This is a genomic window from Spirillospora sp. NBC_01491 (genome assembly GCF_036227065.1).
Lineage (GTDB): Bacteria > Actinomycetota > Actinomycetes > Streptosporangiales > Streptosporangiaceae > Spirillospora > Spirillospora xylanilytica.
Map to the genome: position 1 here is coordinate 727,727 of NZ_CP109432.1, position 14,766 is coordinate 742,492.

A 14,766-nucleotide genomic window follows, 5' to 3' on the forward strand; every position below is an offset into this window, starting at 1 on the left:
GGCGATCGATGACCGCTCAGCCCGGCGAGAAGGCTCGATGCGTTCCCAATCAGAGGAGGCGTTCCCGCGATCTCTCCCGACAGTCTGCTCAAGGGCCGTTCAAAGACGGGTTCTAAGGGCCATATCGTCCGGTTCGTTCATCACTCTCCTCTCAGCTTCCACCTGGAGGGCCGAAGCGTTCGCCTCACCCTGCTCCCAGCCCAGTCGTAGTACTGCGAGAAGTTGACGAGTCCTGTGCCGGGGCGGCCCACTCGTCCCCGTCTTCGTCATCGTCGAGCTCGGGAGCGTCCGGGTCGCGCAGCGGACGCAGGCCCTGGCGCGGGGTGGAGGGGGTGAAGCTGTAGCGGCCCAGGACGTTGAGGTTCTTGAACTTCAGCGGGGAGAGGCGGGCGACATCCTCATCGCTGATCTCGTAGCCCTCGGCACGCAGCTGGGCGACCGCAGCGTCGATGTACTTCGTCGTCCAGAGCACGACGGCGTTCAGCACCAGTCCCAGCGATCCGAGTTGGTCCTCCATGCCGTCCCGGTATGCCTGGTGGATGGTGCCCCGCTTGCCGTGGCAGATGTCCCGGGCGAGCGTGTGGCGGGACTCCTGGACGGACAGCTGCTTGCCCATCTGCCGCCGGTAGGTGTCATCGACCGGGTCGACGACCTGGAGCAGGTGCAGGGTCTTGGCAATGCGCCCGTACTCGGCGAACGCCTGCCCCAGCGGCGTCGGTCGTCCATGGCTGCCGAACATCCGCAGCAGGTCATAGGCCCGCCCCTGGTTGGTGACCAGCGAGCCGGCCACCTTCAGCATCTCCTCCCACTCTGCGGTCACCTTCTTCAGGTTCACCTTGTTCGTGCGGGCCAGGTCCGTCAGCGGCCCGTAGCCGCCGGTCTCGATCCCGTCCATCTCCGCCCGCCACAACCTTTGGTCGTCCAGGTCTTTGAACCGCGGGGAGAAGTTGTAGCCCAGGATCTTGAACAGGCCGAACACCATGTCGCTGTACGAGGCGTTGTCGGTGGCGACCATCTCCGGCTTCACCCCGCCATCGAGGTTCAGCAGGGCGTCCAGGATGTGCAGGGAGTCGCGGGGCGTGCCAGGGACGACCATCTGCCCGATGCCGAAGACCTGGTCATTGACGGCGTTCAGCCAGGTGATGCCGCGCTTGAACCCGAAGTACTTCGGGTTCGGGGCGGTGCTGATGGAGCGGACCGGGACGACGAAGCGCAGTCCGTCGACGGAGGCGAGCAGTCCGTTGCCCCAGTGCGCCACGATCGGCGCCTTCGCCTGGGCCTCGATCAGAGCGGCGTTGGCCGCGGCGATGGTGTCGGCGCGAAGGTAGTACTGGTCGACGTGGACCAGCCGGGAGCGGGTCAGCGCCTCGTGGCCGGGGTTGGTCACCGGGGTCATGCCGATGTTGCACGCCTCGCTCACCAGGAGCGCGACGACCGAGGTGGTGAGGTCCTTTATGCGGGTCTTGCCGTCGCCCAGGTGCACGAAGGCGTCCAGGAACCCGGTCCAGGAGTGCACTTCGAACAGCAGGTCCGGCAGGTCGATCTTCGGGAGCATCTTCTCCACCCGGCGCCGCAGCCAGGCCAGCGACTTGGGCACCCCGAGTGCCCCGAGCGCGTCCACGTTCAGCTTGGCCCGCCCGTTGGGCTGCACCTCGATGCTGACCTTCGCATCCGCGCCGGCCTCTTCGAGGCGTTCGGCCATCTGCTTCCACGCCGCGTCCAGTACCCGCACCAGCTCCGCCAGATGCTCCTCGACGGGCGCCTCCAGGCTCAGGCCCGCCAGTACGTCCTCGCGCACCACCAGCCACGGCTTGCCGTCCAGCAGACGGGCGCGCGGGTTGGAGAAGCGGTGCGAGGGGGAAGCGAAGATGGCGCGGCTGACCAGCGCCCGGTACAGCTGCTCCAGCACGCACACCACATAGGCGTCGCGGTCCACCGCGCCCTGCGGCAGGTCCTTGTTCGCGTACACCGCCTTGCGCCAGTACGGCGGCACCACCTTGTCGTCAACCTCCCGCTTCAGCAGCGGCTTCTTCGTCACCTGGCGCCGGCTGAGCGCGGGCAGGCCCTTGACCGCGGCCAGGACCCGCTCCCCGGCTGGGGCCGCGCCGAGCATCTTGGTGTCGCCGAGCAGCGACAGGAACGGGCGCACCGTGTTGTAGCGGTTGGCCAACGCCTCGCGGATCGCGATCTCCGCCGAGTTGTCGTCCTCCGGGACCAGGCTCGCCACCGTGGCGGCCGCGCTCCACAGCTGGGCCCTCGGCGCGACCTCCTCCAGGGCCTTCCACATCGCGGCCGCATCCACCGCCTTGCCGCTCTCCTCGATGTGCTCCAGCTCCTCCATGAACACCTTCGAGATGCGGGCCGTGATGCGGGACGCCTTCTCCAGCTGCGGCAGCGTGGAGAGCCGATCCTTGTTCGTGAGCCGCTTCGCGGTACTGAGTAGCTTGGTCGACATCAGCACCGTGAACAGCTCCAGCGCGTCGTCGATGGCCTTGGCCTCCAGGTGCCGCATCACCGCGGTCAGCATCGCGGTGCGCTTCGGCTCGCTCGCCCGCTCCAGGCTTGTCGCCTTCGACCCCAGGCCGTAACGGGCCAGCGCGGCGAGCCGGTTCGGCGGTAGCTTGTCCAGCTTCACCCGCCCCAGCCGGTACACGGCGATCTCATCCACCCGCTCCAACGCCCGCTTCATCGCCGTCCCCGTGGTCTTCGTCGGCGGCCGGCGGGTGGTCTCCAGATACGAGTACCGCCTGCCCTCCGGCGTCTCCAGCAGCGCCACCAGGTCGGCGGGCAGCGACCGGTCCGCCCACCAGGCCGCCCTGGCGACTGTCGTGTGCAGGCGCTTGTCCGCGATCTCGCGGACCTCGGACACCTGCCGCGCCAGCACCGACACCCCGGGCAGCAGCACCCGGTGCTTACGCAGCCAGCCCACCGCATAGTCGAACAGCGCCTTCGGCCCCTCCGAATGCGCGGTCCACGCCCGCCCGTGCAAGAACGTCCGGAACTTCCGACCCCACTCCGGGTCGTCGTACTCGTGATACTCGTACGCGTCCCGGATCTCCCACGCGTGCTCGTACGCGGTCTTCGGACGCTCGGTGTACCGCTTCACGACCGAGACGTCCTCGATGCCGAGCTGCTCGGCCAGGTGCTCCACCACCGGCCACGGCACACCCAGAGGATCGTCGGGGAGGAACCTGCCGATGTAGCGCACCGTGCACATCTGCAGCGCGAAGCCCAGTTGGTGGTACCGCGTACGCCGCAGCGCGATCAGATCCCGGTCCACGTCATCCAGGAAGAAGAAGCGCTCCAACTCCGGGCGCGTCGGCTCCTCAACGAACTTCCCGTACGCCTCGGCCTGCTCGTCCGTCAGAAATTCCACCGGCATGCGGCGGAGCCAACCACCCGCCGCTACAGAACGTGGATCTTTGGCCGAAGGGCCCCGGGAAGCAGACCACCCGTGCTAGAAGTTCACCGCTCACGTCTCAAGATCGTTCTCAGCGCCAACCGCTGTACCGATGTTCCCCAAGCCCGGACCTGTTGGATGGCTGAGTTCGCGGCTCATGCCTGACGGTGTTCCGGATTCGACGTATGGATACCGTTTTCGAGCGTGCGGATGACAGCGGAGACGATGCCGTGCCTCGGCAGCCCACAGGCCTCGGCGTCCTGGTACCCGGTGTACACCAGCGACCAGAGCACACGTTGGATCCAGGCGGGAGTGACGTCCGGGTCGAAGGCGCCTTCGGCTTGCCCGCGCTTGATGAGAGTGAGCACCGGGTCATCGAGAGGCTCCGGTGTCTTTGCTGCGCCGCGGCCTTCCAGAACGCGTGGATCGCCGAAGAGGAATACCAGCCGGTCGCCGACCGCCACCATCGCCGTGACCAGCCTGCGCATCGCCTCGATGGGGGAGCCCTGGTCGATGGCCGCGCCGGCCACCGACTCATCGATCGCCGCGATGGAGTCCTCGATGGCTGCGCTGATGAGCCCGGTGCGGTCGGAGAAGTAGCGGTGCAGTGTCGTGCGGCCGACGCCGGCGGCGTCTGCGATATCCGCCAGCGTGGCGTGATAGTCACGGCCGAGCACAGAGGCGGCCGCGCTGAGGATGGCGCGGCGTGTACGACTGCGCGTTCGTGCTCCTGCGGCCTCGGGTCCAGGCTCATTCATACTGGTCACTGTACTACCGGACCCCGATAAGTTACATCGCTGATCATTAATGGAACATCAATGTTCCATTAGGTGATACGTTTGTCCCCCTGGTGACCTTTGCTCAGAGGAGGAACGGCGATGGCCCGCGGAGACCGGCGTCACCCTGAGAACGTGGCCGGAGACTGGTTCGTCGACGACCGCTGTATCGGCTGCGGAGGTTCGGTCTCGCTCGCGCCGACGCTGTTCGGGCTGGCAACTGACGGCGAGCATTTCGTCATGACCCGCCAGCCGGCCACCGAAGACGAGATCCTGCAGGCACAGCTCGCCGCCGAGGTGTGCCCGTCCCGGTCGATCGGCACCGAATCCGGCGTGACGTGGCGGCGACACCACCCCTTGGAGATCACACCCGGCACCTGGCGGACGGGCTCGAACTCGCCCAAAACCGCAGGCGGCAACGCCTTCCTCGTGCAGCGCACCGAGGGCAACCTCCTCGTCGACGCGCCGCGCTTCACCCCGTCGCTCTGCGCCTGGATGGAATCGCTCGGTGGAATCACGGCGATCTTGCTGACGCACCGCGACGACGTCGGCGACGCCGAGCGCTATGCCGATGCATTCGGCTCTGAAGTGGTCATCCATGCCGCCGACGCTGACGCCGCCCCATTCGCAGGCCGGATCCTGAGAAGTGCCGAGACCTGCGAGGTTGCCGCCGGCGTGCTGGCGATCCCCACCCCCGGGCACACCGAGGGACACGTTATGTACCTGAATGACGACGGCACCCTGTTCACCGGCGACTCGCTCGGCTGGGACCCCTATCGTCATGACCTCAGCGCAGAACCGTCCGTGTGCTGGTACTCCTGGCCCGCCCAGGTCGGCTCACTCCAGCGGCTCGACGGCTTCAATTTCGCACGGGTCGTTCCCACCCACGGCACGATGAGCCCGACGCTCGAACCGGGCGACATGCGCCGGCGGCTGCAGGCGCTGGTCGCCCGCCTGCAGCGCGACCTGGCGGACGAGTAGCACGCTCCACTCGCACGGGTTCGCGTCAGCGCCGCGAACCCGTGCGAGTGGAGCGTGAGGTGGGGGCGGTCGGACGGTTCCCGCATTGCCAGGCGCTGCCAGAGTCGGCAGTTGGCAGGCACGCGGCACCGCTGAAGCCATCCCGGGGGCCACCACGCCGATCGGTACGGCCCCATCCGCGTGACGATCTTCAAGAAACCTTCGTTTTCTGAAGATCGCTCTGTGTCGATTCCCGTAGTCGTGTTCACCGCCGTCCTGCGGTGATGGGGCTGATTGCAGAGGGCTTCGGAAGGTCCTGATTCCTGTACTCCTGTGCACTACCGTCGATCTTTGTCTGTACTGGTGTTCACTGCGGTGAGGTCGGCATGGTCGACGGCGTGGCGGAGCTCGGTGTGCTGACGGCTTCGGCGGAGGAGTGGTCGGTGGCTGTCCGGCGGGCCGAGGTGATCGGTCGGTTGGCACGGGAGCCGCAGGTTCGGATCGCGAAAGCGGATGAGGCAGCGGCTGAGCTGGGGATCTCTCGCCGCCAGGTCTATGGACTGCTGAAGCGGTGGCGAACGGGTTCGGGGGTGGCGTCTGATCTGCTTGCTCGCCGGTCGAGTGGCGGTCGGGGCCGTGGCCGGATTCCGGAGGAGGTTGAGGCGCTGCTGGCCGAGGTGATCCGGTCCCGGTACTTGACCCGGCAGCGCCGGACGGTGAGCGCGGTCTACAAGGAGGTCGTCCGGCAGTGCCGGGTCCGTGGCCTTGCGGTGCCGTCGCGGGGGACGTTGGAGCGTCGGATTGCCCAGTTGGATCCGGTGGCGACGTCGGCGGCTCGCCACGGCGCGGACGCGGCGCGGGCGTTGCGGTCGGCGGGTGGGGAGCCGCCGGTGATCGAGGGGTTGTTGGAGCAGGTGCAGATGGACCACACGGTGGTTGATCTGGAGATCGTGGACGAGCGGCATCGGCGGCCGATCGGACGGCCGTACGTCACCGCGGGGATCGACGTGGCGTCCCGCTGCGTGGTGGGGCTGGTAGTGACGTTGGAGGCGCCGTCGGCGTTGTCGGTGGGGTTGTGCCTGGCGCACATGGCGACCGACAAACGGCCGTGGCTGGAACGGCTCGGGGTGGACGCGGCGTGGCCGATGAGCGGCAAGCCGCGCGAGATCTTCACCGACAACGCCACCGAGTTCAAGAGCGAGGCGCTGCAGCGGGGCTGTGGCCAGCACGGGATCAAGCAGTCCTACCGGCCGCCGGGGCAGCCGCATTTCGGCGGGATCATCGAGCGGCTGATCGGCACCATGATGGAGATGGTGCACGAGCTGCCGGGCACCACGTTCTCCAACCCGGCCGACCGCGGCCGGTATGACAGCCAGGCGACCGCGGTGCTGACCTTGGCCGAGCTGAACAAGTGGCTGGCGCTGGCGGTGGCGGTCTACCACGGCCAGGTGCACGGCACGCTGAAGCAGACGCCGGCCGGGCGGTGGGAGCAGGGCGTCGCCGACGGGGGCCGTCCGGCGACGGTGGCGAACGAGACGGCGTTCCTGGTGGATTTCCTGCCGGTGGAGCGGCGGGTGCTGGGCAGGCAGGGCTTCACCCTCGACCACGTCCAGTACTTCTGTGCTGCGCTCAAGCCGTGGATCGCGCGGCGGGAGGAACTGGGGAAGTTCGTGCTGCGGCGCGACCCGCGCGACATCTCCCGGATCTGGGCGCTGGATCCCGAGGGGACCAGTTACCTGGAGGTTCCGTACCGGACGTTGTCGCGGCCGCCGATCAGCCTGTGGGAGCAGCGCGCGGCTGTGGCCCGCATCCGGGAGCTGGGCCGTGGTCAGGTGGATGAGAACGCGCTGTTTGCGATGGTGGAGCAGATGCGGCAGATCACCGAGGACGCCGCCGCCACGACCCGCAGGGCCCGCCGCGCGCTGCAGCGCAGGACCGCCACGCCGCTGCGGCGGGAGGCCGCTGTGGTGCCGCCGCCACCGATCGCGGGCGGGGACGTGGCGGCGGGGCCGGTGGCCACGCCGTTTGAGGTGATCGAGCAGTGGTGAACGGGGAGGTCGAGCTCGGCGAGCCCGAAGACCTGGACCACCTGCATGAGATCGCTCAACGAGCGGCGCGTCTGCCGGCTGACGAACGGGTCAGGTACGTGCGGGCTGACCGGTGGATCGGGTACACCCGCGCCGCCGGCGCCCTGGAGCGGCTGGAGGAGCTGGTGGAGTGGCCGGCCAAGCAGCGGATGCCGAATCTGCTGCTGGTCGGGCCGACGAACAACGGCAAGTCGATGATCATCGAGAAGTTCCGTCGCGGGCACCTGCCGGCCTCGCGCCCGGACGCGGAACAGATCCCGGTGCTGGTGGTTCAGATGCCCTCCGAGCCCTCGGTGGTCCGGTTCTACACCGCGTTGCTGGCCGCGATGGGCGCACCGTTGCGGCCACGACGCCGTATCGCCGAGCTGGAGCAGGTCGCGCTGAACCTGCTACGCCGTGTCGGCGTGCGGGTCCTGGTGATCGACGAACTGCACAACGTCCTGGCCGGACGAGGCGATGTGCGGCGCGAGTTCCTCAACCTCCTGAGGTTCCTCGGCAACGAGCTGAAGATCCCGCTGGTCGGCGTGGGCACCAGAGAGGCCTATCTGGCGATCCGCTCCGATGACCAGCTGGAGAACCGGTTCCAGCCGCTGGTGCTGCCCAGATGGGAGCCGGGCGGAGAGGCCTGTTCGCTGCTGGCCAGCTTCGCCGCGTCGTTCCCGCTGCGCAGGCCTTCGCCGATCGCCGCGGTGGAGATGGCCGAATACCTTCTGGCGCGTAGCGAAGGGACGATCGGCGAACTCGCCGCGCTGCTCACCGACGCGGCCGTCGCCGCGATCGAGTCCGGCGAGGAGGCCATCAACCGGCGCACCCTGCTGATGGCCACCTACTCCGGGCCGACCGAGCGGCGCCGTCTGTTCGAGCGGGAACTGCTGTGAACGGCCGACCCCAGCGCTGGCCGCTGCACCCCAGGCCACAGCCGGGCGAGGCGCTGTCGTCATGGCTGGACCGGGTCTCGGGCGAGCACTCCCTGACCCTCCACGACCTGCTCGAACACAACCTCGGATCGGCCTCGATCGTCGACGAGGGATGGAGCGCGGCCGACCTGGACTGGGCCCCTCCCGACCGCGTCCTGGCCGAGGTGAGCGAGCGCACCGGCGTCGAGCTCGGCGACCTGCGGGCGATGACGTTCTCCGGGTGGGTGCCCTGGCTGATGGACGCCCTCGACGAAGGAGACCAGGAACACTTCGACACCTACGTCCGCCAGGACTCGGTGCTGCTGACCCCCGGCGAAGTCGGACACAACGTCGTGCCGCGCTGGCGGCCCTGGCTGGCGCCTGGTGCCGTGTGGCACAGGTGTCCTGTCTGCGCCGACGCCCCCGACCGTGTCGTCCCGTTGTTCTCGCGGCTGCCGCTGATGCTCAGCTGCGCCGAGCACGGATGTCTGGTCAAACCTGCCGGTGACCTCGTGCTGGCGGCCTTCGACGGAGAACCGATGCCGCCCGAGCCCGCGCGGCCGGAGACCGTTGAGCTGGATCGGCGCACCCACGAAGCGATCACCACGGGCCGAGTCACCCTGCCGCGCCGGTCTGTTCACGCAGGGGTCTGGTTCCGGCTGCTCCGGACGCTGCTCGATGAGGTCAGCACGTCGCCGTCGAAGGTGCGCAAGCGTTCGGAAGCGGTCCTCCACACGATCTGGGAGGCCGTCGGGACTCCGGCCAGGGCCGGGCTCAACGTCTGGCGGCCCTTCGAGGCGCTCGACCGGGAGCAGCAGGAGGCGATGCTCCAGGCCGCCGCGTTCGCCATGCGGCAAACCGAGACAGGAGTGATCACCGCGTGGGGCACGCTCGGCCCGCTGCTGACCTGCCTGCCGTACCAGCCCGTCGAGTCTGGGGCCCCGCCCCGCCGACGATCCCGCGCTCGCCACCAGCGCCGCGGCATTCCCCAGCCGACTTGGACGCAGCGCTCAAGGACGTCTTCGAAGCGGCGAAGACCGACCAAGCCACCGCGCGGTGGATTCTGCAGTGCCTCACCTGGCGGCGACGGAGCACCGCGGCCTTCGAACGCGAACGCGAGGAACTGATCAACATGTGCGGCATACCGGCGGAGTTCCTGCCGGAGGCCCACGAATGGGATTTCAGCCGGCCGGGCCCCTTCGGGACCCTGTGACGGCAGAGCTGACCGTGCTCGCGGTACCTGTTCCACTTCCAAGGAAGTGGAACACCCCGCAGCGCTGTCGATCCCGAGCCGGGAAACCGGACACCGCCGGACACGCATCGTTCCGGAAGCCGTCCCACAAGAAGTGTTCCAGAAGGATTGTACGGAGGTGACTTTCGGTACGATCTGAGGATGGGAAACGGAAACGATCACCCCAAGGGCGGCATGGAGCTCGGCTACGCCCGCGTCTCCACCACCAAGCAGTCCCTCGAACGCCAACTCGACGCCCTGGCCGCCGCTGGGATCGGCGACGAACGGATCCACGTCGACAAGAAGACCGGCGCCACCGTCGACCGCGACGGACTGAACGCCCTGCTGGGCTACGCCCGGCCCGGCGACACCATCGTCGTGCACACCCTGGACCGGCTCGGCCGCAACCTGCGCGAGGTCCTCAACCTCGTCCACGACCTGGCCGAGCGCGGCATCGGCGTCCGGTCACTGGCCGACCCGCTCCCGATCAACACCACCGACGAGGGCATGGGCCGCATCGCGTTCCTGCTGCTGGCCCTGTTCGCCGAGATGGAACGCACCTTCACCGCCGAACGCGCCGCCCACGCCCGCGCCGTCGCCGAAGCCTCCGGCCGCCAGATCGGCCGCCCCGTCGCCCACTCCGACGACAAGATCGAGTACGCGCGGCTCCTGAAGGCTCAGGGCGACTCCCTCGGCGTCATCGCGGCCAAGACCGGCATCCCCAAGACCTCCTTGCACCGCTACCTCCAGAGCGACGCATACACCGGAAGTCGTCAAGCATGATCTGGCGTGCTGATCAAGGTATTCCTCCACTGGATCTCGTGGGCGCGCTGTTCCTGCTCGGCGGGCTCCCAGAGGAACGGCTGCCATGGTTTGCCGCCCAATGGCTCGCTGACGGGCACGACGGTCCAGCCCTGCTAGAACTCGCCTGCCTGGACGGCACGGATCTGCAGCCGGTCCGTGAACTACTTCCCGAAGCGATGGCGGAGCTTCAGCCACCAATGCCAGCCACGATCCCGTCCGCGGCCGAGACGATGTTCCGGCACATCGCTCACATGCACCTGGCCGGCCAAGGCGACGAACGCTGGGTCGCGCGCAAGGTCGAAGAGGTCCACCTGCTCACCGCGTACAGGTCAGACGTCATCGCACTGCCGCTTGGCCAGCTATACGACGTTGCCGATTGCTGGGATGAAGACTGGGGCCCCTCCCTCGAGGAGCTGAAAGCCACCGTGTATGGCCGCTGCACACAACAGCTGAACAGCGGTGGCCCCCACAGCGCGTAGTGCAGAGGACTTCGGACATCCGTGCACGCGCCTTCGAAAATCGACAGCTGGACGGAGACCGTGGAACGCCGGTTCAGTTCGCAGAACCCGTTCTCACTCAAAGGAGGGTTTCTGAGAACATCAATCGAGGGGGTCCGGTTGCGATACCAGCCAAATAGGCGTCATGACGCCAACCCTTTCCGATATGGTTGACGTCATGACAACTAATGAGTCTCCTCTCCGTCTTGGCGGAGTGACCGAAGTCGCCGGCGAACTCGGGGTGACCCGGCAACAGGTGACCAAACTCCGCCAGCAATCCGGATTCCCCGCACCAATCGCCGAATTGAGCGCTGGTGCCATCTGGGACCTGGACACCGTCCGCCGGTGGCGCAACAGCGGCCTGCGCCGCGAAGCCGGACGTCCCGAAGTGATCTCCGGCCCCCGGTCGATGGGCCGAAGGTTCGAACTAGGCCACAAGCTCGGCGAAGGCGGATTCGCCAGCGTCTACCAAGCCCGAGATCTCGCAACGGCAGGCGACCAGGCCCACACGGCCATCAAGATCCTGCGGGAAGCGGATCCCGACATCATCGCCCGCTTCGCACGCGAACTCCGGCTCATGTCCGAACTCGACCATGTGAACGTGATGCCGGTCATCGCTAGCGGCAACGATCCCGACGTGGGCATGTGGTACGCCATGCCCCTCGCGTTGGGAAGTCTCGCCGACGAGGTCGGCGCCATCACGGAACCGGAGAAGATCGGCGAGGTGATGCGGGCCGTCTGCAGGGGTCTGGCCCACATCCACAGCGAGGGGATCTTCCATCGCGATCTGAAACCCGAGAACGTGCTGAGATCTCGCGGAGGTGCGTGGGCGATCGCCGACCTCGGGCTCGCACGCGTCGTAGACGAGAGCAGCGTGCTCACCGAGACCTACGACGTCATGGGCAGCCACTATTACATGGCGCCCGAGCAGATGAGGGACTCCAAGCACATCGACGCCCGCGCGGACGTCTACTCCGCAGGCAAGATCATGCAGGCGCTCGCGATTAAGGGGCTGCCCATCGACGATCACGTTCCGGCGGGCCCGCTCCGCGGAGTGATCCAACGTGCGATCTCGCCCGACCGAGAGCGTCGTTACGGAAGCGCGACGCAACTGCTCGACGCGATCGAAGCTGTTTTCCGGCCAGTCCCCACCGGCTTCTGGGAAACGGCGCAGGCCAGGGCATTGCGACTGTTCCCCAGACTGCAGGCCGGCTACATCGCCGACCCCGCAGCCTTCGACGAGCTGGAGCAATGGGCGAACGAGATCGACTTGAACGACTACAACGACATGGGAGAGTTCGCGTGGGCATTCTGCGCATTGCCCATCGAGTCGGTGGAGCGGTGGTGGGAGAACAACCCGACGACCTTCACCCGGATCTTCCAGGCGTTCGTTCAGCGGCTTAACGGCAACTTCGGCTTCAGTGAGTGCGACCATCTGGCGAGCTTCGCCAATCGTGCGGTCATTGTGAGCCAGGACCTCACGATCCTGAAGGAGGCCGTGTGCGGCCTCGCCGAACTCGGGACGCACCACAACCGGTGGCACGTCCGGGACGTGGCCGTAGCGATGCTCCAGCGTATCCGCGACACCGACGAAGCCCTCGCAGCGCTCGAAGGACTCAAGGAGGCAGAGACCGGCACAGCTGAATGGACAGTCGGCGACTCGGCCGTGCGCACCTTGCACCCTGTACTTCGCGCCGGGCTGGCTGATCTCTTCACCGAGAAAGGCAGCCTCTGAAGGCCCGGGACTCGGGTCGGCGCGATGAGCCCCAAAGTAGGGATCTCCGACCGGCCGCCGAGGGAATTCCGGTCCGGACACGGCAGGATAAGACGGGCACCGCGTACGGCAGACCGGCCTGATAACCGCTGCGACGGCGCGTAGACGAACGGCGTCGGCGCAGGTAGGCGGCGGGTTCCGGCGGCCGGGCGAGGGTCTGGGCGGTGGTCGGCTCTATGTGAAGTCGCCGATCACTCAGCGCTACTTTGCGGCTGGTGACACGGACCCGAGTGGTGGGCCGAGACGCTCGGCTGGGTTCCCCCAGCCGAGCGTTGTGTGCCTGGCCTAACTCACGTCCCTGGTGAGCTGGAGAATCAGGTCGGGGGCTTCCCTGAGGTCCCTCGTCGTCGTGACCAGCTTCATGATCAGCGTCGTGGCCGTCGGCTCGGACAGTGGCTGGCCGATGCCCGCGATCGCCGCGTGGGACCGCATCTGCTCGACCAGCTCAGGGATGAGCTTGGCCTCCTCGTGCAGGTTGCCGATCACCGTTTCAAGCTCGATGGTGAGCCGCACCACCGCGTCGGTGGCACTCTCCGGCGGGGACGGGGCGGCGTTCGGGCTCTCGTCGGCCCTCATGACGATACGTCCGCGCTTGGGCGCGACCTTCGGGAACACGGTGTTGAACCAGTCCCGGTCGGCTTCGGCGGCTGCCTCGGGCCCCGTGGTCCCCGTCTCGTTGACCTTCCGCGGCTGGCGGTCCTCGTCCATTGCGGCTGCGATCTCCCGGAGCAGCCCGACGGCGCGGACTCTGTCCTCGCGCATCGCGTTGAGCGAGTTGGTGACGCTTCGCCGGATGCGCAGTGCGGTCTGCTCGCTGTCCTCGTCCTCGCCGGCGGCGGCGCGGATGGTCTGCGCTCCCATCGATCCGCGATCGGCCTCAACGATGTCGTAAGCGGCCAGCCAGTGCGCCGCTCGGTACATCAGCAGCTCTTCGAACGTTTGCGGGTCGATCGTGGCGGTAGCCAGCAGGTCCGCGAGTGCGCGGCCAGAAGGCCGAAAACCCTCTTTGGCGATCGACGTGGGAAGGACGTCCGCAACGCGGGGGTTCCATGGGTCGGGGTAGCTGACCGAGGTCAGCGCGGACCAAGCACGCAACCGCTGGTTGACGTGTTCCCTGGTGAGTTGAGAGGCCGGGGGCTCACTGAGCGCCGCTCGGATGGCCCTGCGCTTCTCCTTCTCGCTCTCGACCGGGAAGAACTCCGCGAGGAGCCGCATCGATCGCAGATCGCGAAGCATCGACACGGTAGCGTCCCCGGGCACCCCCGCCAGACGAATGATGGGCAGTTCGCCGGTGAGGACTCCGGCGGTGATCTCGTCTAGGAGCCCGTTCTCCTGATAGGCGCCGATGATCCCACGCCCAAGAGCCCTTGCCCGGTCGTTGGGCTTGAACTCCAGCGGCGGGTGCACATGGTCGCGGCGATTGCTGGTCTGCACGATCTGGTAGAGCCGTTCGGGCGTCGGGGTGCCGACCACCAGCTGCGCCTCGACGACGGCCACCCGGTGAGCGCGGAACGCCATGTCGGTGATTTCGTCGTTGGCCTTGGCCTTCTGGAACTCGTCGTTGAGCTTGTCTGCCAGCGCCTTGAGCCAGAACGAGGGGTTCGTGGAGATGTCCGGCCCTGGCCGTCCGATCTTGTTCATCGGAACGCCGGTGATGATCTCGCTGGAGGTCAGACCGAACAGCTCCTGCCGAGCTTTGGTCCTGTTGTTCCCCCTGACCGCGGGCCAGGCCCACACCGAGCCGCCGACGGCAAAACGGTACTCCTGGGGAACGAGGAGGCAAGGTTCGAGCTGGCCGTTGAGCGCGAGATCCTCGGTGAGATCGTAGGTTCGCTGGTTCACCTGGGTCATCAGCTCGTTGCCGGCCTTCTCCAGGATGAGCCTCAGCTCCTCGGGATCCTTGACGAGGACGCTCAGCGCCGCACCCGGCTGCTCGGGGTCCTCGGGGTCGACCCACGGCGCGAGCAGGGGGAGCGGGTGCTTGTTCTTGGAGCCGGGGTCGGATGGGGCAGCCCACGCGCTGCTCTGCCGCTCGTTTCGCTCCCAGACGGAACCGGCGCAGCCCACCAGCCGGACGTCCAGGACAAACATCTGACCAGCGCTGGTGTTGATCTCACGGATGGCCCGGAGCTGGGCTGGCCGGTCGTTCGTAGCCCTAGTCAGCAGCTCCTTGGGCCTGACGATCAGCGGAGCGATCGCCTCCAGGGCGGACCTGGGGACGTTGACGTGGGCTGACGCGAGCGCGGCCTCCACAAAGTTCTGCTGCCATTCCTTCGTCGACGGCGCAACGAAGGGACGGTCGGATTCAGTCATGGGGTGGCTCACCTTCACAGCTGGCGGC

At 67.5% G+C, this 14,766-nt stretch carries 9 protein-coding genes and 1 pseudogene; 7 read left to right on the forward strand and 3 right to left on the reverse strand.

Annotated elements, in window-relative coordinates; all coding sequences use genetic code 11:
• Window positions 1–268 precede the first annotated feature (268 nt).
• Window positions 269–3,382 (reverse strand): annotated as a pseudogene (locus tag OHA34_RS03585) (Tn3 family transposase); the annotation flags it as partial.
• A 173-nt stretch (window positions 3,383–3,555) separates the two neighbouring features.
• Entirely contained in the window at window positions 3,556–4,158 is a 603-nt protein-coding gene (locus OHA34_RS03590) for a TetR/AcrR family transcriptional regulator (protein ID WP_285943374.1), read from the reverse strand.
• A 153-nt stretch (window positions 4,159–4,311) separates the two neighbouring features.
• Between OHA34_RS03590 and OHA34_RS03595 the strand changes: the two genes are divergently transcribed.
• The 7 genes from OHA34_RS03595 (at window position 4,312) to OHA34_RS03625 (ending at window position 12,386) form a co-directional block, all read left to right on the forward strand.
• Window positions 4,312–5,157, forward strand: a complete 846-nt coding sequence (locus OHA34_RS03595; RefSeq protein ID WP_160330259.1) for a 4Fe-4S domain-containing protein — start codon at window positions 4,312–4,314, stop codon at window positions 5,155–5,157.
• A gap of 365 nt (window positions 5,158–5,522) precedes the next feature.
• Window positions 5,523–7,184, forward strand: a complete 1,662-nt coding sequence (locus OHA34_RS03600) for a Mu transposase C-terminal domain-containing protein (RefSeq protein ID WP_329520687.1) — start codon at window positions 5,523–5,525, stop codon at window positions 7,182–7,184.
• On the forward strand, window positions 7,178–8,101 hold the full coding sequence (locus OHA34_RS03605; RefSeq protein WP_329520688.1) for a TniB family NTP-binding protein: 924 nt from the start codon (window positions 7,178–7,180) through the stop codon (window positions 8,099–8,101). Before OHA34_RS03600 ends, OHA34_RS03605 begins: the two co-directional genes overlap by 7 nt.
• Window positions 8,098–9,246, forward strand: coding sequence for a TniQ family protein (locus OHA34_RS03610; protein WP_329520689.1), 1,149 nt, complete (start codon window positions 8,098–8,100; stop codon window positions 9,244–9,246). The genes OHA34_RS03605 and OHA34_RS03610 overlap by 4 nt, the downstream gene beginning before the upstream one ends.
• 266 nt (window positions 9,247–9,512) lie before the next feature.
• Window positions 9,513–10,133 (forward strand): recombinase family protein, encoded by a 621-nt coding sequence (locus OHA34_RS03615; protein WP_329520690.1) that lies wholly within the window; start codon window positions 9,513–9,515, stop codon window positions 10,131–10,133.
• A gap of 38 nt (window positions 10,134–10,171) precedes the next feature.
• Window positions 10,172–10,633, forward strand: coding sequence for a hypothetical protein (locus tag OHA34_RS03620; RefSeq protein WP_329520691.1), 462 nt, complete (start codon window positions 10,172–10,174; stop codon window positions 10,631–10,633).
• A 232-nt stretch (window positions 10,634–10,865) separates the two neighbouring features.
• Entirely contained in the window at window positions 10,866–12,386 is a 1,521-nt protein-coding gene (locus tag OHA34_RS03625) for a serine/threonine-protein kinase (RefSeq protein WP_329520692.1), read from the forward strand.
• Between the two features lie 324 nt (window positions 12,387–12,710).
• Here the strand turns inward: OHA34_RS03625 and OHA34_RS03630 are convergent, their stop codons facing one another.
• On the reverse strand, window positions 12,711–14,738 hold the full coding sequence (locus OHA34_RS03630) for a hypothetical protein (RefSeq protein ID WP_329520693.1): 2,028 nt from the start codon (window positions 14,736–14,738) through the stop codon (window positions 12,711–12,713).
• Between the last annotated feature and the right edge of the window lie 28 nt (window positions 14,739–14,766).

Bases quoted from the DNA above. Each gene is read 5' to 3' on its own strand.
- OHA34_RS03590 (WP_285943374.1), bottom strand. From the start codon at position 4,158: ATGAATGAGCCTGGACCCGAGGCCGCAGGAGCACGAACGCGCAGTCGT.
- OHA34_RS03630 (WP_329520693.1), bottom strand. From the start codon at position 14,738: ATGACTGAATCCGACCGTCCCTTCGTTGCGCCGTCGACGAAGGAATGG.
- OHA34_RS03600 (WP_329520687.1), top strand. From the start codon at position 5,523: ATGGTCGACGGCGTGGCGGAGCTCGGTGTGCTGACGGCTTCGGCGGAG.
- OHA34_RS03615 (WP_329520690.1), top strand. From the start codon at position 9,513: ATGGGAAACGGAAACGATCACCCCAAGGGCGGCATGGAGCTCGGCTAC.